At 47.0% G+C, this 26,919-nt stretch carries 30 protein-coding genes; 13 read left to right on the forward strand and 17 right to left on the reverse strand.

Annotation, left to right across the window (positions count from 1 at the left end):
- The first annotated feature begins 6 nt into the window (after window positions 1–6).
- The 10 genes from Y697_RS13420 (at window position 7) to Y697_RS13465 (ending at window position 8,536) form a co-directional block, all read left to right on the forward strand.
- A complete protein-coding gene (locus Y697_RS13420) occupies window positions 7–1,026 on the forward strand; it encodes an ABC transporter permease (RefSeq protein ID WP_121552308.1) in 1,020 nt (339 codons plus the stop codon).
- On the forward strand, window positions 1,016–2,578 hold the full coding sequence (locus Y697_RS13425; RefSeq protein WP_121552309.1) for an FGGY family carbohydrate kinase: 1,563 nt from the start codon (window positions 1,016–1,018) through the stop codon (window positions 2,576–2,578). Before Y697_RS13420 ends, Y697_RS13425 begins: the two co-directional genes overlap by 11 nt.
- 12 nt (window positions 2,579–2,590) lie before the next feature.
- Window positions 2,591–2,998 (forward strand): cupin domain-containing protein, encoded by a 408-nt coding sequence (locus tag Y697_RS13430; protein ID WP_121552310.1) that lies wholly within the window; start codon window positions 2,591–2,593, stop codon window positions 2,996–2,998.
- Window positions 2,999–3,100: 102 nt separating this feature from the next.
- The gene (locus tag Y697_RS13435) at window positions 3,101–4,069 is read left to right on the forward strand and encodes a sugar ABC transporter substrate-binding protein (RefSeq protein WP_121552311.1); all 969 of its coding nucleotides are present in this window, start codon (window positions 3,101–3,103) and stop codon (window positions 4,067–4,069) included.
- A 62-nt stretch (window positions 4,070–4,131) separates the two neighbouring features.
- Complete coding sequence (locus Y697_RS13440; protein WP_183083826.1) at window positions 4,132–4,875, forward strand: SDR family NAD(P)-dependent oxidoreductase; 744 nt, start codon at window positions 4,132–4,134, stop codon at window positions 4,873–4,875.
- A 16-nt stretch (window positions 4,876–4,891) separates the two neighbouring features.
- Window positions 4,892–5,563 carry a deoxyribose-phosphate aldolase gene (deoC, locus tag Y697_RS13445; protein ID WP_121552313.1) on the forward strand — a complete coding sequence of 224 codons (672 nt, stop codon included), beginning with the start codon at window positions 4,892–4,894 and terminating at the stop codon, window positions 5,561–5,563.
- 160 nt (window positions 5,564–5,723) lie between these two features.
- Window positions 5,724–6,830: a Xaa-Pro peptidase family protein gene (locus tag Y697_RS13450; RefSeq protein WP_121552314.1), complete on the forward strand. Its 1,107-nt coding sequence runs from the start codon at window positions 5,724–5,726 to the stop codon at window positions 6,828–6,830.
- A gap of 215 nt (window positions 6,831–7,045) precedes the next feature.
- Window positions 7,046–7,489: an SsrA-binding protein SmpB gene (gene smpB, locus Y697_RS13455; protein ID WP_121552315.1), complete on the forward strand. Its 444-nt coding sequence runs from the start codon at window positions 7,046–7,048 to the stop codon at window positions 7,487–7,489.
- 144 nt (window positions 7,490–7,633) lie between these two features.
- The gene (locus Y697_RS13460; protein ID WP_121552316.1) at window positions 7,634–8,197 is read left to right on the forward strand and encodes a hypothetical protein; all 564 of its coding nucleotides are present in this window, start codon (window positions 7,634–7,636) and stop codon (window positions 8,195–8,197) included.
- A gap of 21 nt (window positions 8,198–8,218) precedes the next feature.
- Entirely contained in the window at window positions 8,219–8,536 is a 318-nt protein-coding gene (locus Y697_RS13465) for a hypothetical protein (protein ID WP_183083827.1), read from the forward strand.
- 23 nt (window positions 8,537–8,559) lie between these two features.
- Here Y697_RS13465 and Y697_RS13470 read toward each other — a convergent pair whose 3' ends face one another.
- From Y697_RS13470 to Y697_RS14780, 16 genes are all read right to left on the reverse strand, one after another.
- Window positions 8,560–9,639, reverse strand: a complete 1,080-nt coding sequence (locus Y697_RS13470) for an Ldh family oxidoreductase (RefSeq protein ID WP_121552318.1) — start codon at window positions 9,637–9,639, stop codon at window positions 8,560–8,562.
- Entirely contained in the window at window positions 9,639–10,745 is a 1,107-nt protein-coding gene (locus tag Y697_RS13475) for a M20 family metallopeptidase (RefSeq protein ID WP_121552319.1), read from the reverse strand. The genes Y697_RS13470 and Y697_RS13475 overlap by 1 nt, the downstream gene beginning before the upstream one ends.
- A complete protein-coding gene (locus Y697_RS13480; protein ID WP_220665751.1) occupies window positions 10,742–11,941 on the reverse strand; it encodes a UxaA family hydrolase in 1,200 nt (399 codons plus the stop codon). Before Y697_RS13480 ends, Y697_RS13475 begins: the two co-directional genes overlap by 4 nt.
- Window positions 11,928–12,227 (reverse strand): UxaA family hydrolase, encoded by a 300-nt coding sequence (locus tag Y697_RS13485; RefSeq protein WP_183083828.1) that lies wholly within the window; start codon window positions 12,225–12,227, stop codon window positions 11,928–11,930. Before Y697_RS13485 ends, Y697_RS13480 begins: the two co-directional genes overlap by 14 nt.
- Before the next feature lie 2 nt (window positions 12,228–12,229).
- Window positions 12,230–12,955 carry a GntR family transcriptional regulator gene (locus Y697_RS13490; RefSeq protein ID WP_121552322.1) on the reverse strand — a complete coding sequence of 242 codons (726 nt, stop codon included), beginning with the start codon at window positions 12,953–12,955 and terminating at the stop codon, window positions 12,230–12,232.
- Window positions 12,952–13,782: a sugar phosphate isomerase/epimerase family protein gene (locus Y697_RS13495; protein ID WP_121552323.1), complete on the reverse strand. Its 831-nt coding sequence runs from the start codon at window positions 13,780–13,782 to the stop codon at window positions 12,952–12,954. The genes Y697_RS13490 and Y697_RS13495 overlap by 4 nt, the downstream gene beginning before the upstream one ends.
- A gap of 10 nt (window positions 13,783–13,792) precedes the next feature.
- Window positions 13,793–14,695, reverse strand: coding sequence for a phosphate acyltransferase (locus tag Y697_RS13500; RefSeq protein WP_121552324.1), 903 nt, complete (start codon window positions 14,693–14,695; stop codon window positions 13,793–13,795).
- Between the two features lie 11 nt (window positions 14,696–14,706).
- Window positions 14,707–15,747, reverse strand: a complete 1,041-nt coding sequence (gene buk / locus Y697_RS13505) for a butyrate kinase (RefSeq protein ID WP_121552325.1) — start codon at window positions 15,745–15,747, stop codon at window positions 14,707–14,709.
- Entirely contained in the window at window positions 15,744–16,997 is a 1,254-nt protein-coding gene (locus Y697_RS13510) for a LeuA family protein (protein ID WP_121552326.1), read from the reverse strand. Before Y697_RS13510 ends, buk begins: the two co-directional genes overlap by 4 nt.
- On the reverse strand, window positions 16,997–18,244 hold the full coding sequence (locus Y697_RS13515; protein ID WP_121552327.1) for a lactate racemase domain-containing protein: 1,248 nt from the start codon (window positions 18,242–18,244) through the stop codon (window positions 16,997–16,999). Before Y697_RS13515 ends, Y697_RS13510 begins: the two co-directional genes overlap by 1 nt.
- Before the next feature lies 1 nt (window position 18,245).
- Complete coding sequence (locus Y697_RS13520) at window positions 18,246–18,962, reverse strand: ABC transporter ATP-binding protein (protein ID WP_121552328.1); 717 nt, start codon at window positions 18,960–18,962, stop codon at window positions 18,246–18,248.
- 2 nt (window positions 18,963–18,964) lie between these two features.
- Entirely contained in the window at window positions 18,965–19,723 is a 759-nt protein-coding gene (locus tag Y697_RS13525; RefSeq protein ID WP_121552329.1) for an ABC transporter ATP-binding protein, read from the reverse strand.
- Window positions 19,724–19,735: 12 nt separating this feature from the next.
- On the reverse strand, window positions 19,736–20,698 hold the full coding sequence (locus Y697_RS13530) for a branched-chain amino acid ABC transporter permease (RefSeq protein WP_121552330.1): 963 nt from the start codon (window positions 20,696–20,698) through the stop codon (window positions 19,736–19,738).
- 10 nt (window positions 20,699–20,708) lie between these two features.
- Window positions 20,709–21,599, reverse strand: a complete 891-nt coding sequence (locus tag Y697_RS13535) for a branched-chain amino acid ABC transporter permease (RefSeq protein ID WP_121552331.1) — start codon at window positions 21,597–21,599, stop codon at window positions 20,709–20,711.
- A gap of 65 nt (window positions 21,600–21,664) precedes the next feature.
- Window positions 21,665–22,783, reverse strand: coding sequence for an ABC transporter substrate-binding protein (locus tag Y697_RS13540; RefSeq protein WP_121552332.1), 1,119 nt, complete (start codon window positions 22,781–22,783; stop codon window positions 21,665–21,667).
- Window positions 22,780–23,085 (reverse strand): hypothetical protein, encoded by a 306-nt coding sequence (locus Y697_RS14780; protein WP_183083829.1) that lies wholly within the window; start codon window positions 23,083–23,085, stop codon window positions 22,780–22,782. Before Y697_RS14780 ends, Y697_RS13540 begins: the two co-directional genes overlap by 4 nt.
- 140 nt (window positions 23,086–23,225) lie before the next feature.
- Here Y697_RS14780 and Y697_RS13545 point away from each other — a divergent pair, with 140 nt between their 5' ends.
- Complete coding sequence (locus Y697_RS13545; protein WP_121552333.1) at window positions 23,226–23,705, forward strand: hypothetical protein; 480 nt, start codon at window positions 23,226–23,228, stop codon at window positions 23,703–23,705.
- Here the strand turns inward: Y697_RS13545 and Y697_RS13550 are convergent, their stop codons facing one another.
- Window positions 23,706–24,491, reverse strand: coding sequence for a radical SAM protein (locus Y697_RS13550; RefSeq protein ID WP_259462575.1), 786 nt, complete (start codon window positions 24,489–24,491; stop codon window positions 23,706–23,708).
- Window positions 24,492–24,548: 57 nt separating this feature from the next.
- On the opposite strand from Y697_RS13550, the gene Y697_RS13555 reads away from it, so the two are divergent.
- Window positions 24,549–24,926 carry a RidA family protein gene (locus Y697_RS13555; RefSeq protein ID WP_121552334.1) on the forward strand — a complete coding sequence of 126 codons (378 nt, stop codon included), beginning with the start codon at window positions 24,549–24,551 and terminating at the stop codon, window positions 24,924–24,926.
- Window positions 24,927–24,939: 13 nt separating this feature from the next.
- Window positions 24,940–26,886 (forward strand): threonine--tRNA ligase, encoded by a 1,947-nt coding sequence (gene thrS / locus Y697_RS13560; RefSeq protein WP_121552335.1) that lies wholly within the window; start codon window positions 24,940–24,942, stop codon window positions 26,884–26,886.
- Window positions 26,887–26,919 lie beyond the last annotated feature (33 nt).

Raw genomic sequence — 26,919 nt, forward strand, 5'->3', positions numbered from 1 at the left:
CTGTAAATGAAAGAGAATGGAATTACATACGATGGGAGCCAAAGAGACAGCTTGCAGAATAAAATCAGAGTCTTCCTGATGAAGTATCTGATTGTGGTCATATTCTTCGCGATGGTCATAGTATTTTCGATTGCTTCTCCTTCGTTCTTGAGAGTGTCTAATCTCAGATCAATAATGGTACAGACAAGCATGCTTTCGATCGTCGCTTTCGGAATGACTCTGGTAATGATAGGTGGAGGGGTCGATCTCTCGATCGGTTCCATTGCAGGTCTTGCAACGATTTTCGGAGTCACCATGATGGTCTACTCTGGCCTGCCGGCTATTCTCGGAATTCTTCTTGGCCTGCTCATAGGTGGTTTTGTCGGCTTCTTCAATGGGCTTCTGGTCTCGAGATTCAATGTTGCACCGTTTGTTGCAACTCTGAGCACGATGTTCATTGCTCAAGGGCTTCAGTTTGCGATCAGACACGGGGAGAGTATAGGCTACGGATTCCCGGCTGCTTATATAAGTATGGGAAGTGGGAGAGGCGGTTTTCTCTCCATTCCCACTCCAATCTGGATATTCATAATGGTCCTGGGAATCATGCTCTTCATAACCGAGTTCTCCACCTACGGGAGATATGTGCGCGCCATAGGCCTCAACCAATACGCTTCAAAGTATTCGGGCGTAAGAGTCAGGCTTCTTACACTTTCTACCTATGCCATCGCAGGAATTCTGGCGGCCCTTTCTGGATTGATTTTAGGAGCCAGTCAGTCTTATATTCAGCCTTATATAGGAGAAAGCTTCTTGCTTGATTCTCTGGTTGTGGCGCTTCTCGGAAAGGCAGCGTTTGCCGGCTACGCATCCATTCTTGGAACAGTCTTCGGGGCGCTCTTCCTAAAGAGCCTGGAAACAGGAATGGCTATGCTTGGCGCGCCGGGAATGGTCCTGAACATCTCGAAAGGGGTGCTGCTTCTGGCCGTCCTGCTTCTGAGCATTGTTCAGCGTCAATCCTTGTCAGCAAGGAGGGTTGCACATGAACACTAGTTTCATACTAGCAGTTGACTGCGGAACCAGTAGCGCAAGAACAATTATCTTTGACGCCGTAACGGGAAAGCAGGTGAGCGTCGCTCAGATTCCCTGGCAAAGAACCGAGGACGATCACGGGGCCACCAGATTTGACACGGAGGGCAACTGGAAGATTATTTGCAGTTGCATCAGAAAGAACCTTGAGGATTTCGATGCAAGAAAAGTTATTGCCGTTACCACGACAAGTTTCAGGCATGGACTTGTTTGCATAGACAGGGACGGTTCGGTTGTTTTTGCGTGTCACAATGCGGATCCTCGATCTGATGAGCAAGTCAAGAGATTGAACGAGACTGGTCTTGCAGAAACAGTTTTTCGAATTACTGGCGACTCCCCAACTATAAATGCTTTGCCCATTCTGATGTGGTTGCGAGAGAACCACCCTGAAAGCTTCTCGAAGATCTGGAAGGCACTTTCAGTTGCAGGGTGGGCGTCATACAAGCTCAGTGGAAAAACGGCAGTGGAACCTTCGATGGCTTCAGCAACATGTCTGTTCGATGTAAAGAAATTAGAGTGGTCGGACGAGGTTCTGAAGATTGCTGGATTTGGCCCCGAGATACTCCCAGACCTAGTGCCGTCGGACTCCAGAGTCGGTTCCATTACGAAGGAAGTGGCGTTCGAGACAGGACTTCTGGAAGGGACGCCGGTATTTGTACCTCTTGGAGATACACAGGCCGCGATGATTGCTACAGGAGACATTGCTCCGGGGAGATCTTCGCTTATCGGAGGTACTTTCTGGCTGGAGGCTCAGACAACCGGTGAACCTATTACCGACGAAGCACTCTTTTTGAGAACGCAATGTCACTGCGTCAAAGATGTATGGTTCAACGAAGGTTGCAGCTTCTATGTCGGACCGTTTATAAGTTGGTTTGTCAAAACATTCGGATGTGGAAATTCGGAAAGTGAAGGAGTCTATGCCAAAGATTTCGATGAACTAACCAGAAAAGCAGCCCTCGTTCCTCCGGGAGCTTATGGATTGCAGGCGATCTGGTCGAATCTGACTAATGTAAGTAACTGGAGGCATTGTGCGCCGGCCTTTCTTGATTGGGACATACTGGAACCTTCCCGGTCATCGAAGGAAGTGTTTTTCAGAGCAATTCTTGAAATGGCAGCGATGCTTGCCTTTGGCGATTTCGAAAGGATCAGGAACATCACTGGTCTTTGGCCCAGTTCGATGAGCTTTTCCGGAGGAGCAGCTTCAAATGAACTGTTGGCTCAGATACTAAGCGATGTCATGAAATCAAAAATCACTGTCTTCGATTCACGCGAATGTTCTGCTCTGGGAGGAGTAATGATTGCCAGTGCGGCGAGCGGGATTTACGATTCGCTGGAGTCTTCTGTGAAGTCAATGTCGAGTATCAAGACCGAATATCTCCCTTCCGTTGAAGCCAACGAAGTTTACATGGCTAAGTACAGAAGATGGAGATCAATCTATGATAGTCTTCTTGAACTATCCGATGATGGAACGACAAAGCACTTGTGGATAGCAGCTGGTGCAAGAAAACACACTTGAGGAGGTGTTTTAGTGAAGAAGTTCGAAATTGGAAAGTTACCGGTTTATCGTGCGGCCCCGCCAAATGTAAGAGATAACCAAATTCTTATTGATAAAGAGGTGGGCGCTGAGAATCTCTCAGTAGGTATAGGAATTTACCGTAAGGGACAGGCTTCAGAGTTCCATACTCATGTGACTGAAGAAGAGGTAATGATCTACCTCAAAGGAAAAGGAATCATGAAGACAGCCGATGGAGAGGAGGTGGAACTTGCTGCGGGAGACGTTACCTATGTTCCTGGAAACGAGAGTCACAAGTTGATCAACACCGGTGATGAAGACTTTGTATTTCTGTTCATTTATTCCCCTATGGGACCCGAGAGAAACATCCGAAAGTGGGACATTGTGAAAGACCTGAACTATTCTTTGGAGGATCTCCGATAATCCCCTTAGAATTGCAATGTCCGCCATTCTCACGGGCCCACAGAGGAAGACTGCGATATGTGTAGGAATTATACCACAGGGAAAAAAAGGGAGGTATCTTAGGTGAAAAAGACAATTTCTCTACTGATAGCAGTGATGCTTGCAGCAAGTATTTTCTTGGCTTCCGGTCCAATAATCGGGGCGGCAAGTCAGCATCTGAACAATGACTGGAACAGAGGAGTAGTTAAGGGCTTGAAAGACGCTTTTGAAGCATATGGTTATGAGTTCATCCACACAAATGCCAGAGGTGATACTGGTCAGCAAGTGGCAGATGTAGAAAACTTCTTAGCCAGGAAAGTAGATGCAGTCATTATTGCCGGCGGCGAAGGCCCCGCTTTCGAACCAGTTATGAAGAAGCTCCAGGAAGCAGGTATCCCTGTCATAACAATCGATATCCCTTCTCAGTACACTTTGTGTAATGTTACTTCAGACAATTTCAATGCCGGTGAGAAACTTGCTCTCTACACAATAAACAAGCTCGGCAAGAAGGGAAACATTGTTGTTTTTGACACCCCCGGCTGGTATAGCTTGTTGGTCAGAAGCAGAATGCTTGATACGGTTGCAATGGACTACCCCGACATCAAGATTGTCGCGAGATTCGAATGCTCCGTCATCGACTCGGTCAATAGCAGTTACGAACAGATGAGAAGCTATCTTCTTTCGAATCCGAATGTCAATTCTGTTTACTGCACCTGGGGTCTTCCGGCACTTGGAGCTTCTAAAGCAATAAAGGAGCTAGGCCTCGAAGATAAGATTTTTGTGACGTGTGTCGATGCGGACCAGGCAGTAGTTCAGGAAATGATGCTTCCCAACTCTCCGCTCACAGGAGTAGTTGGTCAATACCCGGAGAAGTTAGGACAGATAGCAGTCCAGATGGCGGACTTGGCGATTAAGGGCGAAGCCGACAAGCTCCCTGTCGAAGCCTATGCTCCAATCATCCTAATAGAGAAGGACGCCCCCGAAATCTGGTTTGCAGGTTTAGAGAGAATGCTTCCTCCACAGGCATGGGAGGCACTTTACCCGGCGGATTAATGCACTATTTTGGCTTCCGGCACTCAGCCGGAAGCCATTAATATCGTTAGGAGAGAAGAATTGTGGACAAAAGACTCGCAAGAGCTGCAGTTGTAACAGGTGCAGCGAGAGGAATTGGACTGGCTATTGCAAACAGTCTGCTCAGAGATGGATTTCTTGTCTTGGCGACAGACATCGACGAAACTGCATTGAATCAGGCTGACTATGAGTCTCAAGAAGCAGACAGGATTCTCAGGATCCCGTGTGACGTTTCAAGGGAAAGAGATGTTCTTCTTCTTTTCAAGGAAATCGAATCCAGGTTTGATTCTCTCGGTGTACTTGTTAACAATGCAGGCATTCAGACTCATGAACTGGTCGAAGAAATGGATGAGAATTCCTGGGACAGGACTATCCAGGTAAATCTCAAGAGTGTCTTTCTTTGCACTAGAAGTGCTATTCCGCTTATGAAAAAAACTCGTTGGGGAAGAATTATCAACATTTCTTCCATGTCATCTGTGCGAGGTTCATACAGGCATGCGCATTACTGTGCATCAAAGGCCGGTGTTGTGGGATTTACAAAGGCTGTTGCTTTAGAGGTTGGAGAGTACAATATTACTTCCAACGCAATCTGCCCAGGAACTATTGAAACCAGAATGATTGAAGAAACAATGAAGATCAAGAGGGAAAAATGGTTGGAAGAAATCCCCATGAAGAGATTTGGAAAGCCTGAGTACATAGCGGATATGGCCTCATTCTTAGCGTCTGACAAGGCATCATGGATTACTGGCCAATCAATACACGTTAATGGAGGAATAGTCACACCTTGAAAGGGGATGAGTTGCATTGAGTGAAGAAAGCTTGACAAGAATGATTGATTCAACGATGTTGAAACCCGACGCAACAAAAAAGGACATCGAAGAAGTTTGCAGGCTGGCAATTGAGTACAAGTTCAAGACCGTTGCTATTGGGGCTTCCTGGATTGAGTACGCGTCGGAAATATTGAAGGATTCAGAAGTTGGAGTTGATGCACCGGTAGGCTTTCCGAATGGTTATTCTACGACTGAATCTAAAGTCTTTGAAACAAAGGATGTCCTGTTGAAGGGTGCAAGTGAAATAGATATGGTAATAAACATAGGTTGGCTGAAGAGCCAGATGTACGATGAAGTGAAGAATGAGATATTGGCCGTAAGAGATGCGGCTAAGGGCGTAATCATGAAAGTCATTCTGGAAGTTCATTACCTAACAGATGAAGAGAAAAGGATAGGAGCTAACATAGTTGCAGATACTGGGGCGGATTTCGTAAAAACATCTACTGGTTTTGCCGATACCGGCTGCACTGAATCTGACGTAAAGCTCCTGCTGGATGAGGTAGGAAACAGGATACAGGTCAAAGCATCAGGCGGCATAAGAAAGCTTAGGGACATTCTTAGATACCATGAGCTCGGTGCTACGCGTTTTGGGGCAAGTAATGCACATCTCCTGATCGATGAATTGAGGAAGACGCCTTTTTATTGATGTGTAACACAAGGAACAATTGCTTGAAGTGTTTTGAGAAATGCAAGGATTATTGGGTTGGTTTTCAGAGTTTCGTACAAAGAACAAGCGTCTCGTTTTTTGCACGAAAGCAGGTAAGATGGAGATGAAAGCCAACCTTTTTTGCTTAGGAGTGGGGAAGATGCTTTTAGAAGAGTTTAGAAATAGGGTTGAAAGCCTGAGAAAACTAATAGTTGCCAGAAATGCTGGAGCCCTTTTATTAAGCAGATGCTGTAATTTCGCATGGTTCACTTTTGGAGCCAGGAGTCATATTACCCTGAACTCAACCGAGGGAGAAGCGTCGATACTCATAACCGGGGACCGAGTCTATATGATCACCAACAACATTGAAAAGCAGAGAATCCAGCAGATCGAGCTTGACGAAAGCCTTCTTGGAGAATTCGGGTTTCTTGAATACAGCTGGTTTGAGCCCTTCGGAGAGAGGAGATTGGTCGATGGACTGGTAAAAGGAAAGATCCTTTCAGATACTGGTAGGTATTCCAGCGAGCAAGTAGACATTACTCCTATGCGAACTCTCTTGAGCCAGTCAGAGATAGATACTTACAGGATTTTGGGCAGAGAATGCGACGAAATTTTCTCCGCAATAGTGCCGAATTTGAAGAGTGAGATGACCGAACTGGAAGTTCAAGGTTTCTTCTATGAAGCAATGGCGAAGAGGGATATCGAACCCTTGTTGACGCTTGTTTTCTCGGAGGATAGCACTCTCAGATACAGGCACAATCTATCAAGAGACGTTAAGCTTGGAAGAAGAGGATTTGCGAGCATCTGTGCCAGGAGAAGGGGCTTGATTGCTTCTTCCAGCAGGTCTTTCACGTTTGAAGAGGCAGACGATGTAATGCGCCAGCACGAACAGAACTGCTACGTCGATGCTGTGGCGATTGGCTCCTCTAGGCCAGGAGTGAAGCTCTCGGAAGCCTTCGAGAGGTTGATAGAGGCTTATGAAAAGGTGGGCAAGGCCGGTGAGTGGAAGTTCCATCATCAAGGAGGAATCGCCGGATATCTCCCAAGGGAAGTACATGCCAATCTGAAGAGCGATGTCTCTCTTCGTGAGGGAAATGCCGTTGCGTGGAATCCTACAATAAGAGGTACGAAGTCAGAAGATACTGTCTTGATAGGCAATGAAGAGAATTCGATCCTATCATTTCCTGAAGAAAGCACGTGGCCGTCATTGGAGTTTGAAGTCAATGACAAAGTAGTTAGGAGACCTGCACTCCTAGTTATTGGCTAGCCGATTATCGTTTTTGTGATTAATCTGTTTTTCACAATCGACGTGTAGAATTTCCATTTCTTTTCGAAAAAGAAGTTATAATTCTTTGGGCATGGTTTTCTCTTGTCTATAATAGAGAGCAGACCATAAAAGGGATCTTGATTAAGATCCCTTTTTTAAAATGCATTAAAACTTGTGCTAAAATGAATTCCGTTCAGCGGGACGGAGGGATCTAAATGAAAACGGTAGTTACGAACAAAAAGGCACGTTTCCAGTACCACCTCATGGATTCATACGAAGCCGGGATAGAGCTTGTCGGTACGGAAGTCAAATCTCTGCGCCTTGGTGGCGCTTCTCTGATTGATGCCTACTGCAAGATCGAAAATGGAGAGATTTTTCTGATGGAATGTAATATCAGTCAGTATACACATGGAAATGTCTGGAATCACGAGCCGCGCAGAAAGCGAAGGCTCCTTATGCATAGGAAGGAGATACTGAGGCTCGATCAAAAGATCAAGGAAAAGGGATTGACCATTATCCCTCTGAGAATATACTTCAACGACAAGGGAAAGGCGAAGGTTGAGATTTCACTTGCAAAGGGGAAGAGGCTTTTCGACAAGCGGGAAGATATAGCGAAGAGGGATGTTGAAAGAAGGATGCGTCAACGGACAGACTTGTGAATAATCTTGATTCCTGGACGTTTTCTTCTTCCGAATAGAGCAGCAAAAATGGCTTTGAACCTCAATACTGTTGTGGTATAATCAATCTGTCTTATACTGCCAATAACGCCAATAGCTTTGCAATTATTAAGGGGAGGTGTATTTATGAAGAAAGTCGCTTTAGTAGCTTTGCTCCTTTTTGCGGTCTCACTGGGTTTCTCTACGCCTAAAGCGCTTATAGGTGGTGCTTTTGGGATTAATGCCACTAATCCAGTTTATCAGCCCGAGAGATGGGGCGCCGGTGCCTTGGATCTCTCTCTTCAGCTTCCATTTACTGATAAGATTGGAGCCATGTTGAGTGCACAGGCGGCCATCAGGTATCCAAGCAATAAGATAGGTTTGTTCAATGCAGATATCTACTTCCAGGTTTTCGAGACAATGAATCTGACCGTAAGGCTACTTGTTAGTGTGGGCTCGGTACAGGACTCGAACTTTGGTGAACAAGGTTGGGAAATCGGAATTCTTGATCTTGGAGCACCACATCTTGCAGTTGGTGGTGGGTTCCAGGTTATGACACCGATTTCCGATGGGGTAATTCTCAATGGTTATGCAAGGGGTTACAGAGTAAAAGACTATCAGACTCGCCAGGAGGGAGACTTCCCCGGTGGAGATTACTGGCCCCTTCCCGAGTTCTTCTCTGCAGGACTTGGAGTGCTCTACGAATTCTAATCAGGAGTCAAAGAGACTTTTTTGAGAAGATTATTTTTGGTTCTGTTTGTTCTACTTTTTTCTTTTGCAAGTTTAGCGGTAACGGGTTACGACAAATTCTTACATTATTCTGTTAGTTATACCGCCTTTGGCCTTTCAAGTTTTATTCTTGGGGACACAGGCGGTTTTCTGTTCTCAGCATTTCTTGGCGTCGGGAAGGAAGTCTGGGACCTTTTTTCCAGGAAAGGTTCGGCAGAGATTGAAGATCTGATAGCGGACTTTGCCGGAATAGCCTCTGCATACAGTTTTGTCCACAGTTTGCCATTCAGGCCGATTGTGGTTTTCATGTTGGTGTTCTAGACAACAATTTCAGTATCAGAAGGCTAAAGGAGTTCCTTCGGAGTCGGTATGGCGTGCTTCCCAGCTAGTGATGCGATCGAGTTTCTGGTTTTCTGATCAAGATCTATGCCGATTCTCATTGATCTTTCTCTTGCATTTGCCTCTTTTTCTCCGTGGTAGTAGATCTTTTCATAGCCCTCTGCTCTTTCGCTGGCAACAACTCCATTTACAATGCGCTCAAGATGGCCTATGAGAGCTGAAGGTTCACCGAACAACTCGAGACTTATACAACCAAAGAAGTGGCAGACACCGGCTTCCGAACCGGAATAAGTCTCTGCGCTCCATTTTCCCAGCGAAAGGCCGGCGGATAGTAGATCTACGAGAATTGCCATCCCGTAACCTTTGTGGCCGCCAAAGGCTTCACCTGAGCCCCCAAGTGGAAGAATCCCCCCAGAGTTTCTCTCATTGAAGTTTGTGAGCACCTTTCTTGGTGAGGAGGTATCCCCACCGGTTTCATCGACAGCCCATCCTAGTGGAATCTCTTTCTCCAGCCTATCGTAGACCTCAAGCTTTCCCCTTGTGACAACGCTTGTGGCCATATCGAGAATGAAATCTCTATTCTCTCCCGGGATAGCTATCGAGAATGGATTTGTGCCGAGAACCGCCTCTTTGCCGAAGGTGGGAACGACGAGCGGATAGCTGTTCGTCATGGCAATTCCTATCATTCCTTCTGAAAGTGCCCTCTCCGAGTAGAAGGCAGAGATCCCGTAATGGTTCGAATTTCTTACCGAAACGAGCCCTATCATCGAGTTTCGGGCCTTCTGTATTGAAAGATCCATAGCATACTTGGAAACACATTGTCCCGGACCGCCCATGCCGTCAACTAATGCTGAAATGGGTGTGTTATGGATTGTTTGTGGTTCTGAATCTAAGCGGATGTTTCCACGTTCTCTCTCTTTTATATAACGGCCAAGCCTGGCTATACCGTGAGAGGGAATATCTCGAAGATCGGCCTCCAGCAAGATCTCTACAATATCTGAGGCTGTTAATTCAGGGAAGCCTTCGGCATGGAGGATCTCTTCACACAAAGTCTTGAGGTCTTTATATGTCACATTCAGTCCCATTACGATTCCGTCCTTTCAAAGAATTGTTTTGCAATCTCGGAGTACAGTCTTCTAGCAGTTCGAACTTCTTCCAGATCGACGTACTCATTAGATTTGTGAGCCATGGAGGCGGCTCCCGGTCCCAGTATTACCGTCTCGATACCGTGAGCTGCGGTGAAGGCACCGTCTGTGAAATACGTCATTGTGAGCTCATCGGAGTTTAAGGCCTGCTTCCTCAGAACATCCTTCACTGTCAGAGTTAGCGGTCCTGACGAACTGAACGACTCTCTGCTAAGAAGAGTCACTCTTTCTGAGTCCTCATGTTTGCAGATAACATCGTCTGCAAGTTTTTCCAGAGCGGAGGAACTGGTATTATCGGCAAAGCGGATATCTATGATACACTCGGCCTCGTCCGGTACTGTATTCTCTTTCGATCCGCCACGGATAATATTGAGACTTTGGGTAAGTCCTTCTATTCTGCCGAAAGCGTCTGAAAGTTCACTGTATGCTTTAAAAAGTCTCAGAATGGCGTTGACACCATTTTGCGGCTGTGAGCCGTGAGCTGATTTACCCCTAAATTTCAGTTTAAGCCAGAGCGCTCCCTTCTCTCCGGTGGCAAGTCCTAAAGAAGTCGGCTCACCAATCACCACAGCTGAAATGTCGAATGGTTTGTGTTCAAGAAAGTACCGTATTCCCGAGCAACCGACTTCTTCATCGCACGTGGCGAGAAGAGCCACATTACCGCAGAACTCGCTATCCTCCGAAAGATCGACAAGTGCCGCAATTAAGGCCGAAAGACCACCCTTCATATCTGCAGAACCTCTGGCGTAGAGCTTCCCGCCTATCTGGTCAGGTTTGAAAGGGTCGGTATTCCAGTTTGAGCCTGCCGGTACAACATCCATATGGCCGGAGAAGAGCAAATATGGCTTCCCGGGATTGCGTTCGATCCTTGCAAGGAGATTTGAACGGTTGTCGGCAACTCGCTCAGTTTCTATGCTCACTTCTTTCGGCGCGAGAGTTCTCTCGATTATAGATACGGCGAGATCTTCATTGCCCGGAGGATTTGTTGTGTTAGCAGAGCATAACTCAAAGAGAAGACTTTCGAGTTGAGAATCACTGTAACTCATAGTTTTATCCCCACATTCCAGATTGAGAAGTCGTCCTGTCCCAGAACTTCCGATTTAGTCTGCTCTCCTTCGGCAATCCTTAGAACAAGATCGAAAAGTCTTCTTCCACTCTCCTCAAGTGTTTCCTCACCTGATATCACAGCGCTACAATCGAAGTCGATATTCTCGCTCATTTTCCTGGCAGTCTCGTGATTCCCGGTTATCTTAATGACCGGGGCTATAGCATTACCCGTGGGTGTTCCCTGACCCGTCGTGAAGAGCACAACGGTCGCACCGCCGGCCACCATGCCGGTAACCGATTCAACGTCATATCCAGGGGTATCCATGAGGTAGAGTCCTGGGCATGAAGCTATCGCTTCACCGTACTCGTTCACGCCCACAACGGGGACCTTTCCACCCTTAATCATAGCTCCAAGGGATTTCTCTTCAAGTGTGGTCAAACCCCCTCTGACATTTCCCGGGGAAATATTGTTTGGAACGTTTTCCTTGTCAACCACGTCTCGACTATTCTTCATGCTTTCATTTATCATTCTCTCCAGCATGGCAGCGAATCGCCGCTTCATCTCTTCGTCCTTCATTCTCTCAAAGAGGAGGTGTTCTGCGCCGACCAGTTCAGTAGTCTCGGAGAGTATCACACGGCCTTCTTCCTTCCATAGAATGTCGGCAGTCTGGCCGACAACAGGATTGGCCGACAAACCCGAGGAGAAGTCGGAACCACCGCATTCCATACCCAGGACCAGTCTCGAAAGAGGAACTTGCTTTCTTTCAATCTTCGAGGCTTCCTCCACCATTTTCCTGACTATTGCGGTTCCCCTTTCTACCGCTTCTATGGTTCCGTAGTCTTGAACCATTATTAGTTCGGCAGGCTTTCCGCTGTCTAGAATCACGTCCCGAAGTTCATGTGGGGACACCCTTTCACAGCCGAGCCCAACTACAAGAACGGCTGCCACATTAGGGTTTAGCGCAGTGTTAATCAACGTTCTTCTGGTCTGCTGAAAATCGTCCCCCAGTTGAGCGCAACCTTGATTGTGGCTGGCCACTACCGATCCGGGAACAGCGGCCGAAATCTTTCTGGCAACGTTCGAAGAGCAAAGAACACTGGGGAGAACGAGGACATGGTTTCTCACTCCAACACTTCCGTCACTTCTTAAATAACCCATCATGGTCTTCATAATATCTGGCCTAAGCCCTGTCACCTCCCTCTTTGATCTCCGTTCGTTCGCTTACAACATTTTGGACGTGAACATGCTGGCCCGCCGAGATGTCCGAAGTTGCAATCCCTATCTTGTTATTGTATTTGATTATTCTATCGTTTCTCTTGATGTCCCTTACAGCGACTTTGTGACCGAAAGGTATTTCTTCCTTCGCAACTAGCATCTGCAATCCGGAAACGCCTTTCACCTCTATCTCTTCACCGATATCCACTTTCTCAAGCACCGTTGCGACATTGTCATTTAAAGACAGCAAAATAGCATGCTTCATTTCTAATCCTCCAATCGGGCGAAGCTTTCTTTGGCAGCATAATCGATATGGTTGGAACTGAGTATAGAACATATGATATTCATTGAATGCTTTAGATGAACTTCCAGGGCAGCAGAAGCCTTCTCCAGGTCTCCTTCCAGGATGCCCTGAGCGATTTTGAAGTGTTCCTCCATCTCGTTAATTATCCAGTCCTTCTGCTGTTCAAGAAGATAGTATTTGATCACGTTCCGCATTCTGGCGAGCAGTATCGAGATCTTCGACATCATTTCGATTAGATATTCATTATTGCAGTTATTCAGAATCTCCCTGTGTAGCTTGTAGTCAATATCGTAAGGGACTTTGTTCTTTGTCTCCTCCGGTTCCGAGAGGTGTCTTCTCATCCTCACGATCAGATTCGATATGATCTCTCTGTCGATCCGATTAATTGATTCACTCAATGCAAGTTTCTCTAGCACCAGTCTTATGGGGAAGAGCTTTCTTACGTCATTTTCGAGAATCTCCTTTACGTAAAAACTCTTGGCGGCTCCCGGAGCGACAAGACCATCTTCCTTCAGTTTGTGGAGAGCTCCCCTTACCGGAGTAGAAGAAACGCCGTAGATTCTCTTCAGCTTCTCTATCGTCAATCTCGCTCCGGGAGGGATTTCCAGTTCTACGATGCTATCCCTTATTGATCTATAGAGTTGCTGCTGGATTCCCTGAAAGTGATTCGTGTCTGCCGATCTGTTCAAAGTGATCCCTCCAGGAAGTGCGGGAAAGCTTTCAAAAATGAAGCAGTATCCCTTAGAGTTTCTATCTGATCTTCGTCGCAGAAAACTTCGACACTGTAGTCACCGACATAACCGGATATGCTCAGCATATTCAAGAAGCTCTGAAAATCAATTGCTCCCCGTCCAAGAGGTTTGTGATTCGAATCTGCAAGGTGAACATGTTTTATTAGCTCAATGTTCGAATTTACAAAGAAGGAATCCTCTATCTCATCAAAATGGTCAGAATCAAGGAGAATTCCAAAACTGTTCAGCTCTCTCTCAGAAAGAAAAGAGGCGGTTTCGGCACAGTTATTAAGAATCGGGCAGACAACCTTCCTCAATGGTTCTATTAAGACGGACAACCCCTCGAGTTCACTCCTTACATACGAATCGATTCTCTCCAGCGATTCGCCAAGTCTCTCGAGTGACCTCTGGAGACCATCGGACCAAATCACTCCCCTTAATCTGCCTATATTAAGGTTCACTCCTAGATCATGAGCCTTTTTTGCTGCCAGCAAGAAGGAATTCAGCGCTCTCTTTCTTTCGTTCGCATCTATGTGATTCAGATAGAGGCCGGCAGTTCCAGCCATCTCACCGGTGCAGAGAAATACGCACTTCAAAGAGAACTGTTTCTCAAGGCGTTCAACCTTTCCAACATCCACTTTTTCGGGGTCGGCGATCATCAGCTCAAAGGAGTTGAAACCCGCACCCGCCACAGCAGCGATTGTATCTTCCAACTTACCGGTTAGGCCTGTGACCTTTGCACCGGCCGGAATATCCTCGTTGGCGATCATAAAACTTACTGCCATATCTTTCACCTCAGCTCGCCGCACTCACTAATGCCATTGAGAGCGACACCTCTTTTGCGAATTCATTGTCACTCCTCGACGTGAGAACAACGGGAAATCCTGCTCCCAAAAGAAGCCCGGCCGTCTTTGCTTTTCCTAGATGTACGAGGCCTTTAATGAGGTTGGCTGCAGATTCCAGATTAGAACAGACTAGTATGTCGGCCTCACCTCCGACCTTTGACGTAATCCCCTTCTTCAGGGCCGCGTCCCTTTTCAGGGCAGTATCTATGGGCATTGGCCCGTCTGCGAGACACATTCCAAATTGCCCTCTTTCTGCCATTTTCGATAACACCGCTCCTTCAACGAGGTCGCGATTCGTTACCGATACTCGCTCGTTTATGCCAATTATCGCCACCTTTGGTTCATTGATCCCGATCGATCTTGCAAACTCTACGGCATTCTTGAGTATCTCCACCTTATCCTTCAAATCCGGAGCGATGTTGACCGTCCCATCCGTTATGAAAAGTAGTCTTGGATACTCCGGGATCTCCATACAGGAAATGTGACTTATAAGCCTCCCGCTAGCCTTCACTCTGCCGCTCTTGAAGAGTGCTCTTAAAAACACAGTGGTATTGATGTCACCCTTCATTAGCACGGCGGGTATATCTCCCTCCAAAGCAGTGACTGCATTTGAAGCATTCTCCTCTTCGGATTCCCCTTCGACTACGCGAGTCATGTTCAGAAACCTTTCAGACGCTGCCTCATTTATCTCTTCTAATCTTCCGAATAGAGTGAATTCAAAATTGCCGTTAGAGGAGGCAACTGACTCTATGGCCTCCATTGTCTTACGATCATGCGGTTGCACGCAATTTATTCTCACGCGCTTCTGCAACTTGCTTGCTTCATGAATGAACTCAGAAAGGGAATTAATCATCGATTATCACCTCAGTATTCCAGGGGCTCTTCTATTCCCCGTATTACTCTGTGCACTCCGTCTGCAAGGCTTTCCATCTCGAACTCTCCAGGGAATAGAAGAACTCTGATACCCTTCAGTTTCGCAAGTAGTCTCTCTCTGACGTAGTCACACTTCACTACTCCGCCCGTAATGGCAAGGGCATCGGGAACTCCGTCAAATACGGCAAGCAGACTGTATGAGTATTTTGTAATGTTATAAATGTACGCTTCAAGAGGCATGGAATCGATTTCTCCATTCTTGACACCTTCGGCGATCCGTTCAACGTCACGCATTCCGAAGTGGGAAAACAGACCACCCCTGTGAGCCAAATAGTCTAGATAATCGTCTCTTGAGCGAGCAAACTCTGCCAATTCGTGAGTCGGGAGTGCGCCAGCTCTCTCCACAGAAAATGGGCCTTCCTTGTCACTGTTGTATAGATCGACCATCTTTCCGTTTAGATGGGCACTTACCGACGAGCCGCCTCCCAGATGAGCCACTATGAGCTTCGCTTCTTCGTAGCTCTTTCCCAGTTCAGTCGCAGCTTTCTTCGCGACCGCCTTCATGTTCAACGCGTGGGAGAGTGAATTTCTTCTGATCTCCTGTATTCCCGTTACTCTTGCCCACTCGGCCAGTTCGTCCACACTGATCGGGTCGACTGTGAAAGCCTGCATTCCGAATTCTCGAGCCAGTTCAAAAGCTATCACGACCGCCGTATTTGCAGGGTGAATACCCTGAAGACCCTTTCTCGCGTCATCGACCATCTCTCTGTTAATGCGGTAAACTCCGGAATTCAGAGGTTTCAATCTCCCTCCTCTGGCTGCCACGGCAGTTAGTTGGGATGGTCTTATCCCGTTTCTGTCGAGTTCTCTGAGGATCTGATCCTTCCTTATTGTGTACTGATCGGGAAAAAGGGGAAGGTCGAGCATGTCATCGTCAAGGGGAAGCGTCTTCTTGAACACTTCATTTCCATCTCCGAAGACGGCTACCTTGGTTGATGTTGAACCGGGATTTATGACGAGAATCAGACTCATTTCATGTAATCTCCGACAATCCTCTTGAATTCGTCAAGTTCGAGGACAGTGTTTCTTATTCGTCCTTCCTTTCGCACAATTTCCGTCAGTTCTTCAAGCTGGTCTTCTGTCGCCTCTATGCCCAATTTCTTAAGCCAGTATTTTATGCTTGCCTGGCCGCTGAAGGCACCTAGTTTCACGTCTATATCGCCCATTCCTACTAGCGAAGGAAGGTACGGAGTCATGGCGGCGTTAATCCCGGCCGCATTCAACTTGTCGATTGCGTCAACAACGATGCCCGATTCGACCCAGAAGAGGCGCTTCCCAACGACCGGCTTGTTGTTCGCCACCTGGATTTTCGAAATATCTTCTACCAGTCGCGAAGTGTATCCGATCTTCGTCAGATCGACGCCGGTATCTATCCCCATCAGGAGTTTCAGGCCAGCGGCCACCTCTTCAGTAGCCACGTTGCCCGTCCTTTCGCCAAGTCCGTTGATCGAGCTGTGAATGCCTGACACACCGGCTCTTACAGCTGCAAAAACCGATCCCATTGCAAGACCGAATTCATTGTGAACATGAAATTCGAGCGGGATGTCCGGTATGGCCTTTCTGAGCTCAGTGAATATGAACTCTATTGCAAATGGAGAAGCGACTCCAAAGCTATCTACAAAGACAATGCTCTCCGGTTTTGCTTGCTTTGCCACTTCTGTGAAGACTCTCAGGACATAATCGGGGGTAGATCTTGTTGCGTCCCAGCCCATGAAGGTCGGCTTCATACCCTGTTCCTTAGCGTAGAGAATTGCAGAAACTACTCTGTCAATAAGTTTTTCAGGAGACACACCGTAGACAAGCTCGTTATCGTATGGATTTACTGCGTGTTCAACCACCACTCGTGTGGCGCCGCAGTCAACTGATTCATCAATATCCTTCTTCAAAGACCTCGCGAATGGAACGATTTCCGAATCGAGATTCATGTCAACGAGTCTACGTATCGCCCTCTTGTTCTCATCTGAGACTATCGGCATTCCGACCTCAATTGACTTCACACCCAAATCATTCAACGCAACTCCGATTCTTACCCTCTGGTCTTCGCTCCAGGTAAGACCACAAGTCTGTTCTCCATCTCTCAGCGTAACGTCGTGTATGTAGATACTGTCTTTTGCGTTTTCACCCCGGATTTCTCTCTCATAGTTGAGAGGACTCACCCAGCGGGATTCATCAAAATACGGTGTTCCATTTAGCTTCATGTAATCAAGATCCTTCGGTTTCATTATTGTGCCTCCTTATTCGATATTTCCGGCAACACAAGTGAGTTCTGAAGAACCGCGATGCTCTTGCCGGCCGGCGCCACCCGGTCAACAACCGATTGAATATCTGGATGGACCGTTAACCCGAGTTCATTGAACTGATCTGCAAATTTTGTGTCACTCACGATGTGAATCCTTTTCTTCTCAATAACTTTCCTTACTGCATAGGCCGCCACATACGCTAGCGGGTCTTCGGTGGTAATCATGTCCAGTCTTTCTAGGATCTTTTCTGCCTCCAACTTGAGTAATGAGGCGAATAGAGGATGGTCGCCAAAGCCTTCGTCGAGTGACGAGACCATAACGATGTCTCCTCCATTTCTGGTAACAAGATCGGATGTGTACAGCGCTTTGCCGCACTGCCAGAAATCGGTCACAGAGGGGAATGAAGATATCACGGTGACATCGGCTTTTTCCGGGAACTCTCGGAGCAGCTCTTCTCTCGCGACTTTGACGCCTTCTCTGTGCGCAGTTACATGATTGCCCGATACACATCCGGCGACTCTTCCTTCGATATCGTAGTAGAAATTTATAATGTAATCAAGTCCCACTCGTTTTCCGGTTTCATCTATAAGTTCCCTGAACTCATTGTCAAGAACTCCGACATCGGCCCTGCTCTTCAGTATTGCCATCCTGTGTGACTTAAAGACAGTTTCATATGCAGAGACGCCTGGAATTACAATTTTAGCTCCACCCGACCATCCGGAGAACCTGTGAGGAACGATCGAACCCACTCCAATTGTGAGGTCGGCTTCAACCGCTTCGTTTATCCTGATCGGAACTCCAAGGAATTCTCCATAGTCTTTCATCCTGCTGGCTGCTTCTGCATCGTGCTGGAGGATTCTGGTATCGCGAGAAAAACTGCCGAACTTCTCGGTTAGCTCATCGACCGTCATTTGTCTGTGAGTTCCAGTCGCAACCAGCAAGGAGACTTTGCTCCAGGGAATCTTGTTTTCGACGAAAAGCGATTTCATGAAAGAGAGAGTCTCAAAGATTGGAGAGTGCCTTGTATGATCCTCTACGATCAGGACTATCTCTTTCGCAGATTTCGCAAGCTCCAGGATCGGAGCAGCATCAAACGGCTTCAGTAGCGATTCGCGCAGAGAGCTGCCCTCTCCGCTTCTCTCAACAGGTGAAGTCGGAAGAAGTACTCTTCCCGCCGGAACTTCCAGCTGAAGTCTCTCCTTCTCTCTATAGTCAAGCGAGAATTTCATCTTACTTACCACCGAAATACATTTCTCGGATTCGCTCATCGCTTTTCACTTCGTCAACAGAGCCTTCGAGTTTTATTTGACCTTGCGATACGATGTAAACTCTGTCGCTCATCGGGAGCGAGAGCTTCGCGTTCTGTTCCACAATCAACATTGTAAGACCCGTATCCTTGACGTAATTTTTCAGAGTCTCGAATATTCTCTTAACGATAACAGGAGCCAGTCCCATGGAAGGTTCGTCTATCATCATGATCATTGGATCGGAAACGATGGCTCTTCCAATTGCGAGCATCTGTTGCTCTCCGCCGGAAAGCGTGCCGGCCATCTGGTTTTTCCGGGACTTCAGTTCCGAGAAAAGCTCATAAACTTTCTCGATGTTTGGGCGAGCCTTTGCGAGTCCAATTCTAGTAGCCGCAACTTCAAGGTTTTCCTGAACGGAGAGTTCCGCGAATACCTGTCTTCCTTCGGGAACGTGAATAACCCCAAGTCTGGTTATTTTGTGCGGGGCAAGATGCTGGATCTCTTCTCCGTTCAGAAGGACTTTGCTTCCGGCTTCAGAAGATACGAGTCCCGAGATGCTCTTCAGAAGAGTCGTCTTTCCAGCTCCATTGGGACCGAGCACGGAGACGACTTCCCCTTTGGAGGCCTTTATTGATACTTTTCTGAGAGCGGGAACCTCGTTATATGAAACTGAGAGTTCACGGGTTTCAAGCAAGAACATAATCAATCCTCCCCCAGATAGGCTTTTAGAACTAGCGGGTCCTTTTCGATGTCATCGAACTTCCCCCTGGCAATTACCTGACCAAAGTTCAGAACATAGACCCAATCTGCAACGGCCTTGATAAAGTCCATAGTGTGTTCGACAAGAAGAGTCGTAATTCCTCTTTCCTTGAGAATCATCATCAGATCCATAATTACTTTGAATTCGTCTCTGGTCATTCCGGCAGCAGGTTCGTCCAGGAACATCAGCTGAGGTTCGAGTGCAAGAGCTCTCGCGATTTCCAGGCAACGCCGAAGTCCATATGCCATACCTGTCGGAGAGTCGTATGCCCTATCTTCAAGACCCACGAGCTTGAGAAGTTCCATGGCCTTCTCTTTGTTTTCTTTTTCTTCTCTTCTGAATTTGGGAGTTCCGAGAACTACACTCAAAGGTCCGGACTTGTAGAAGGGCTTTCTGGCTACAAGAACGTTTTCAATCACCGAGAGATTCTCGAAAAGCCTGATCTTCTGGAAGGTCCTCGCAATGCCCAACCTGCTTATCTTGTTTATATCCATTCCCGATATATCCTGATCTTTGAAATATACCTTTCCACTTGTGATAGGGTGGACTCCCGTTACAACATTTATGAACGTCGTCTTGCCCGAGCCGTTAGGACCGATCAAGGCTGTAATCTGCCCTTCGGCAATTCCAATCGACAGATCATTGTTTGCCACAACTCCACCGAATCTCTTGGTCATGTTTTCAGTTCTAAGAATGTCCATCTTCAACCCACCTTACAACGTCTTTGTGTTGCTTCTCTTGATCCTGAAAACCTTTCTCAGAAGGGTTTCAAGAATGGGCCCAAGTCCCATAGGCACGAATATGATAATCAGGATGACAATCATCGAAGTCACCATGAGATAGTAGTTCTCCCAGCCTCCGAATCTTAGAAATTCGGGAAGAAGCGTAAGGCCAATTCCACCCACGACTCCGCCGCTCATGTGTCTTAGGCCACCAACGACTGCCATTGCGACGAAATTCGATGATTCAAAGAATGTGAATGGTTCCGGTGAGAGAAAGCCTGCCAGATGAGCGTACAGTGCTCCTGCCAGTCCTGCCAGGCCCGCAGAAAAGCCAAAAGCCGCCATCTTTAGTCTCTTTGTTGAAATTCCGCAGGTCTCAGTGGCCACATCATCATCATTCATTGCAAGCATGGCTCGACCAATGTGCGAATGCTTTATGCGGTACATTATGAATACCGATAGGAAGAGCAGCCCACCGAAGAGCCAGAAGACCTGCCCGAAAGAAAGCATGTTGTTTCCCACCGAGTAGAATGGTATGCCAAAAAAGCCGGACGGCCCACCGGTAATCGGAGTGAGGTTTATCACAAGCATCCAGACTATCTGTCCGAAAGCAATTGTCACAAGTGAGAGGAAGAAAGCCTTGAGCTTGAACGAGGGAATACTTAGAAGAAATCCTGCGACGACACTGATGACAATTCCCGCGATTACTCCGACTGTAATTGGCATTCCGAGCTTCACAGTGAAGTATGCCGAAGTGTAGGCCCCTATCGCGTAGAAGCCGGCCTGTCCGAGCGATATCTGGCCGGCGAAGCCAGTCAGAAAGACCAGTCCGGTAGCGAGAATCGCGTGGATTAGGGCTCTGTTCATCAGGTAGAGATGGTACGAATTTTTGGTGAAAATGGGAAACAGTATTATGAGTAGAATTGCCCCGAGAATGAATATCAACTTCTTCATCTTGCACCCCCTATATCTTCTTTCTCTTCCAGTTGAATATTCCGGAAGGTTTCAGTATCAGAACGGCAACAAGAACCGAGAAGGATATTATGTCTCTGTATGTGGAGGATATGTAGAGGGTTGAAAAGTTTTCAAGGAGGCCAAGAGATATTCCCCCGAGTATCGTTCCGTAAGGATTGGTCAATCCTCCAAGTACGGCCGAAGCAAAGCCTTTAACCCCTATCGAGCCTCCCCCAAGTTCGAGAGAGACGAAGTAAATGGGCGCAAGAAGTATTCCGGCAATTCCCACTACTACTGTCGCGAGAATGAAGGATAGAGAGGTCGTTACCTTCACGTCAATTCCCATGAGAGCAGCCGCTTCCCTGTTCTGAGCAGCTGCGCGGAATGATTTCCCGATAAGCGTTTTGTTTAGAATGAAATAGATGAAGACCATAAGGATTGCAATTACGAGATATATGTTCAAGTAGAGCGAGGGAATTCTTATTCCTCCGAGCGAAATGAAGTCGTTGCTTCCCCCGAATACCGGCGGAAATGGCTTCGGTAGAGCCCCGTAAGTAACAATTATCAAGTTGAGCCAGAAGGTGCACAGCATAAGCGTGGCGACCACGAATTCGAGACGTCCGCCTCCCCGCTTCCTTATGGGCTCATATATGAAGGCTCTCAATCCCAACCCATAGAGCGCTATAACGGCTATAGACAAAACGAAAGAGATGAAAAAACCCAGGTTCAGTTGAGTATAGAAACTGTAGAAGAGATAGGCTCCCAACATCGCAGACGATATGTTGGCAAAGTTTATTCTTGAGATCGTCAACCAGAGGAAAACTACTCCCAGTCCTACGAGTCCATATGTGGCACCGATTGAAGCCCCTGAAACTATATTCTGGAGAATGTCTTGAAGCATTGTTCACACTCCTTGTAAGGAAAGTAAACGGGAGGCAGGCAGAGCGCCCCCTCCCGCAAAGAGGCTTAGTACAACTTAGTGATTATCTGCCAGTCTTTTCCGTCGAACTGTGAAATCAGACATACATTGGTGAAATTATGGTGTTCATCGCACTTCAGTTCACCCTGCACACCGACAATTGTGGCTTCATTTGCAAGGTATTCCGCAAGCTTTGTTCCGTCAGTTCCTACATTTCTTATTGCATCTGCGAGCAAATACATTCCGTCATAGTAAGCCTGTCCCGGGTCACTAGGTTCCTTGCCGTCCCATCTGGCCTTGTAGGCTTCAACAAAAGCCTGAACAGCAGGATCGGGATCGACCGGGTTGAATCCCTGTACTGAATACACACCTACAGCCGCTTCAGGAGCTAGGTCTGTGAATGCGGGAACACCCCATGCAGAGAATCCGATAATCGGCACATCGATCTGTAACTGTCTCAGCTGATTAACAGACACCGCTGCTTCTGATTCGTGTGTAAGTCCTATTAGTCCATCGAATCCAGCGTTCTTCATCTTCAACAACTGTCCGGTTGCATCCTTGTCGCCTTCTTTGATCTGTTCCAATGCCACTATTTCGATTCCGTACTTCGGGAACTCCTCTTTGGCAACTTCAAGAGCAGCAATACAGTAGTCGGTTGAGCCGTATATAATTCCAGGTTTCTCGATTCCAAGAACCTCAACTGCGTACTTCACCAGCTGAATAACCTTGACCTTGTCGTCGGCTCTGAGTCTGAAAAGGAAATCGTTGGGAATTACCGAGTACCTGAATGAAGGAGAGGTCGCTCCGACCAGCATTGGAACCTTTGCCTGCTGCGCCAGTTGGTGAACGCCAATAACTGAACTGCTCATGTTCGGTCCAAATACGGCCACAACGTTGTCCTGAAAGAGAGCTCTTCTTATGACATTTGCAGCCGTGCTTGGATTTGCAGCGTCGTCATACACGACCATTTCTAGCAGATCACCGTTGACTCCGCCTGCAGCGTTGATCTCTTCAAGCGCCAACTGTGCGCCCATCTTGATGTAGTCGCCAAGAATAGAACCCAGTCCTGTGAATGGTGCAACCAATGCTACCTTGATCGTTGCGCCAAGTGCAGAAACCCCAATTAGCATGACCATTGCGACTACGAGTGCCTTGTTTAACTTCATCCAAACACCTCCATATGCGGGACTGTCGTAGAACATCCCGTTCTTTGGGAAGAAAGATTAACAAATAATGAACACGATGCATTATACATCATGCAAAGTGTACCATCTCTTTCGTCCAGATCGTCAATGCCGTTATAGCCAACCACGATCAAAGAGGAGAAAATAGCACTGATTATCTGGCTATAGTTCGACTGTTCGCAACTGCGAATTGTTTTCCGGGGAAGCCTATCAGTGATAACGGCTTCGCTTTTCAGCGAGAAAAGAAGAATCGACTGCATCCGCAAGTGCTTTCTGAAAGCCATCGCCGCTATTGCTCGGTTTGTGGTGAAAAGAAGGGAGGATTCATCGTATGATTTCTTCTTGCTCTTCCTTGCGCTTGGTTTATAATAGGTTATGTATTCGGTTGTTGTGTCTGAAACGTTCTCATCTGGGGGTGTTGTCTGTGAGAGGGTTCTTTCTGGTGATTCTTGCTCTAATTTTGGTTTCAACTATGATTGCTGTGGAGATAGATCTGGGGATAGGCGTTGACGTTACTCAATCTGATCAAAGCAGCCTTAGCTGTGCCAGACTTTCGCTTCTCGGCAGTATCGGGCCTATCTCTCTGGATATACCTTTCGCTCAAGTGTGGCCCTCGGAAAGAAGGATTGAATTTGCAGATCCGTTTTTGAGTTATGCAGGCCTGAATCTCAAACTTCCCATAACTGTTTTATATATAAAGGCGGGCTTGGGGGTTCAGGTCAGGGGATTGATTGACGTACTTGGAGCCAAAATCGAAGGCTGGGATCTCCCGGCCAGAGTTCGGGCCGGCTTAGGTGTGTCTGATTCCGGCCTGTTTCTTGAGGGTGGCCTGAATCTCGATTTCACGCCTTCACTCGAGAATATGGAGTTCTGTCCCTATATTGCGGCGGGATTGGTTTTTTAGCTAATCAACCTGGAATAATCGGGAGAATTCTTCCCTAACATTTTGGTAAGCCTCGGCACTGAGCCATCTCTGCCAGCCGAAATCTCTGTAGATGTCTCTAACCTGAAAAGTGTAGTTCATTGGATCTATGTGTACTTCTTCGACCCTTTTTGAAAGCTCATAGGCAACTCTTGTCGCGTTCATCGGGAGAACCGGGCCGACGAAAACACCAACCTTGATTCCGTTGGCAATAAGCATGTCGATTGTCTCGAGCCTTTCTTCAAAGGAAGATGAACCTGGTTCGAGGACCTTTCTGACATCGTCTATGTCCGTAGTTACTGTTATCAAAACCCTAGCTTCTCCTTCAGAGGCTCTCAGCAGGTCCATATCTCTTCTGACCAAAATGGACTTTGACATTACGAATACAGGAATCCGATGAGAGACAAGTATTCTCAGTATTTCACGAGTGATCCCATACCTCTCTTCTATATGCTGATATGGATCACAGGCCGTGCTGAGAAACACGGCGCGCTTGGGATGGTAAGTGATCTCTTTTCTTAGAAGAGAGACAATATTCTTACGAACCTGAACGTCTCTTCCCCATATGCCGTGGCAGTACTTGAAAGAGCCGATGAACCTTGCAAAACAGTATTTGCAGCCAATTGTGCATCCAACATAAGGATTGACAGTGAAATCCGTCAAAGGAATGTTTGATTTTACAAGGGCTTTGCTTGCTCTTATCTCTTCAATCATATACAGATCGATTCTACATTGTTTCTCTTCACGAATGCGTTTTTGAAAGTGCATATGCGTCGCTTCATCTATTCTGTAATGATATAATTAACCAAAATAGGAGGTGTTACTGTGTTGAGGGTTATCAGTACTGACAAGGCACCGGCGGCGGTTGGACCATATTCTCAAGCAATTGCGGCGGGTGGTTTTCTCTTTGTTTCTGGACAGATCCCCCTCAACCCGTTGACCGGTGAGCTGGTGACAGATTTCGAAGGAGCATGCAGACAGTCACTGGAGAATTTATTCGCGGTTGTCGCCGCCGGCGGGTCGAGTCTGGACAATATCGTGAAAGTGAACATCTATGTTAGAGATATGGGGAAATTCTCGATACTAAATGAAATCTACATGACGTATTTCAAGGAACACAAGCCCGCGAGAGCTGTCGTTGAAGTCTCTAACTTGCCCAAGAATGCGCCGGTAGAAATGGAAGCCGTGGCGATAATACCGTAATCAGGAGGATATTATGGGTATTTCTATAAAATTGCCCGACGGTTCTATCAGAGAATACGGGCGAAGAGTGACACCAGCGGAGATTGCAAGAGAGATCTCCGAGGGACTGGCCAGGCGAACTTTCGGTGCGATAGTTGATGAAGAACTGTGGGATCTGGAAAGACCTATTGAGAGTGACGCTTCGGTAAGATTGGTACTGGATAAGGATCCTGAAGCGGCAGTATTTTTTAGACATACAATGTCGCATATTCTTGCTCAGGCAGTAATGAGAATTTATGGTAAGGAGAGAGTCAAGCTTGCCATAGGGCCTACAATTGAGAATGGATTTTACTACGACATAGATCTGGGCGATACAAGAATAACTGAAGAGGATTTGTCGAAGATCGAATCTGAGATGAACAAGATAATCAAAGAAGATCTCACCGTGGAGAGGTTCGAGTTGCCCGTGAGTGATGCAGTTGCTCTCATGAAGAAGGAGGACCAGCCTTACAAGGTAGAGCTCATTGAGGATCTGATAAAGGACACCGGCGCAAAAACCGTCACATTCTACAGGCAGGGAGAATTCGTCGATCTTTGCAGGGGTCCTCACATTTCTTCGACTGGCAAGGTCAAGTATTTCAAGCTCACATCGGTATCCGGTGCGTACTGGAGAGGCGATGAGAACAACAAAATGCTTCAGAGAGTTTATGGAACGGCCTTCGCAAAGAAGAGCGATCTCGAGGATTATCTCAAGATGATTGAAGAGGCAAAGAAGAGGGATCACAGGAAGCTTGGTCCGGCGCTTGGCCTCTTCACAATCAATTACGAATATGCGCCCGGAATGCCTGTATTCCTTCCAAAGGGAACGGAGATGCTCAATGAGCTACTTCAATTCTCGAGAGAGAAGCACATTGAAGACGGCTACAGAGAAGTGAGTACGCCACAGGTTATGTCGGATGCCCTGTGGAGAACATCAGGTCACTGGGATCATTACAGGGACAATATGTACTTCACGGAGAAAGAGGACCAGCAGTTTGCGGTGAAGCCAATGAATTGTCCCGGTCATATCATAGTTTACAAGTCCTCGTCTGTGAGCTACAGAGATCTTCCGATGAAACTCTTTGAGTTCGGAAAGGTCCACAGATACGAACGTTCCGGTGTTCTGCACGGTCTGTTCAGAGTAAGGGGATTCGTTCAGGACGATGCTCACATATTCTGTACCAGAGAACAGATACAGCAGGAGATCATGGGAGTGATCGACTTCGTAGAGAAGATTTATTCGCCTTTCAATTTCCAGTACAGGGCGGAGCTTTCGACGAGGCCTGAAGATTACATGGGCGAAGTGGAGCTCTGGGATATTGCTACAAAGGCACTTGAGGATTCCCTGAAGGCAAAGAATATGGAGTTCAAAGTCAATGAAGGCGATGGTGCCTTTTACGGTCCGAAGATCGATTATCACATAAAGGATTCGCTCGGAAGGGAATGGCAGTGTGCGACTATTCAGCTGGATTTCATGATGCCTGAACGATTTGGAATCAAGTATGTCGGCCCCGACAACGAGGAGTATCAGCCAGTTATGATTCACAGAGCTATCTACGGTTCAGTTGAGAGATTCATGGGAATACTTATCGAGCACTTCGCAGGAGCCTTTCCGACTTGGTTTGCTCCGACCCAGGTTGCAGTTATTCCCATAGCCGACAGACACATCGAATACGCTGAGTCGGTCGCTTCTGAAATGAAGGACAAGGGATTCAGAGTCGAAGTTGATGACAGGCAGAAATCTACAAATTACAAAATTCGGGACGCTCAACTGCTCAAAGTGCCTTATATGTTAATAGTCGGGGACAGAGAAAGAGAAGACGGAACTGTATCTATAAGACTGCGAAGTGAAAAAGATCTTGGATCTATTGGACTGGACACGTTTATCGAGAAGCTCTCCGAAGAGATCAAGACTAGAAGTGCCACGAGTGTTTTTGAATGATAGAGAGACCCCTGCATTGCGGGGGTCTTGTTT

This window comes from Mesotoga sp. BH458_6_3_2_1 (assembly GCF_003664995.1).
GTDB lineage: Bacteria > Thermotogota > Thermotogae > Petrotogales > Kosmotogaceae > Mesotoga.

Excerpts from the sequence above, each read along its gene's own strand:
- smpB (WP_121552315.1), top strand. The coding sequence starts at position 7,046 with ATGAAAACGGTAGTTACGAACAAAAAGGCACGTTTCCAGTACCACCTC.
- Y697_RS13515 (WP_121552327.1), bottom strand. The coding sequence starts at position 18,244 with ATGAAATTCTCGCTTGACTATAGAGAGAAGGAGAGACTTCAGCTGGAA.
- Y697_RS13460 (WP_121552316.1), top strand. The coding sequence starts at position 7,634 with ATGAAGAAAGTCGCTTTAGTAGCTTTGCTCCTTTTTGCGGTCTCACTG.
- Y697_RS13470 (WP_121552318.1), bottom strand. The coding sequence starts at position 9,639 with ATGGGACTGAATGTGACATATAAAGACCTCAAGACTTTGTGTGAAGAG.
- Y697_RS13475 (WP_121552319.1), bottom strand. The coding sequence starts at position 10,745 with ATGAGTTACAGTGATTCTCAACTCGAAAGTCTTCTCTTTGAGTTATGC.
- Y697_RS13525 (WP_121552329.1), bottom strand. The coding sequence starts at position 19,723 with ATGGACATTCTTAGAACTGAAAACATGACCAAGAGATTCGGTGGAGTT.
- Y697_RS13550 (WP_259462575.1), bottom strand. The coding sequence starts at position 24,491 with ATGCACTTTCAAAAACGCATTCGTGAAGAGAAACAATGTAGAATCGAT.
- Y697_RS13420 (WP_121552308.1), top strand. The coding sequence starts at position 7 with ATGAAAGAGAATGGAATTACATACGATGGGAGCCAAAGAGACAGCTTG.
- Y697_RS13485 (WP_183083828.1), bottom strand. The coding sequence starts at position 12,227 with ATGAAGCATGCTATTTTGCTGTCTTTAAATGACAATGTCGCAACGGTG.
- thrS (WP_121552335.1), top strand. The coding sequence starts at position 24,940 with ATGGGTATTTCTATAAAATTGCCCGACGGTTCTATCAGAGAATACGGG.
- Y697_RS13540 (WP_121552332.1), bottom strand. The coding sequence starts at position 22,783 with ATGAAGTTAAACAAGGCACTCGTAGTCGCAATGGTCATGCTAATTGGG.
- buk (WP_121552325.1), bottom strand. The coding sequence starts at position 15,747 with ATGAGTCTGATTCTCGTCATAAATCCCGGTTCAACATCAACCAAGGTA.
- Y697_RS13495 (WP_121552323.1), bottom strand. The coding sequence starts at position 13,782 with ATGGCAGTAAGTTTTATGATCGCCAACGAGGATATTCCGGCCGGTGCA.
- Y697_RS13450 (WP_121552314.1), top strand. The coding sequence starts at position 5,724 with ATGCTTTTAGAAGAGTTTAGAAATAGGGTTGAAAGCCTGAGAAAACTA.
- Y697_RS13425 (WP_121552309.1), top strand. The coding sequence starts at position 1,016 with ATGAACACTAGTTTCATACTAGCAGTTGACTGCGGAACCAGTAGCGCA.
- Y697_RS13500 (WP_121552324.1), bottom strand. The coding sequence starts at position 14,695 with ATGATTAATTCCCTTTCTGAGTTCATTCATGAAGCAAGCAAGTTGCAG.
- Y697_RS13535 (WP_121552331.1), bottom strand. The coding sequence starts at position 21,599 with ATGCTTCAAGACATTCTCCAGAATATAGTTTCAGGGGCTTCAATCGGT.
- Y697_RS13510 (WP_121552326.1), bottom strand. The coding sequence starts at position 16,997 with ATGAAACCGAAGGATCTTGATTACATGAAGCTAAATGGAACACCGTAT.
- Y697_RS13530 (WP_121552330.1), bottom strand. The coding sequence starts at position 20,698 with ATGAAGAAGTTGATATTCATTCTCGGGGCAATTCTACTCATAATACTG.
- Y697_RS13520 (WP_121552328.1), bottom strand. The coding sequence starts at position 18,962 with ATGTTCTTGCTTGAAACCCGTGAACTCTCAGTTTCATATAACGAGGTT.
- Y697_RS14780 (WP_183083829.1), bottom strand. The coding sequence starts at position 23,085 with ATGGCTTTCAGAAAGCACTTGCGGATGCAGTCGATTCTTCTTTTCTCG.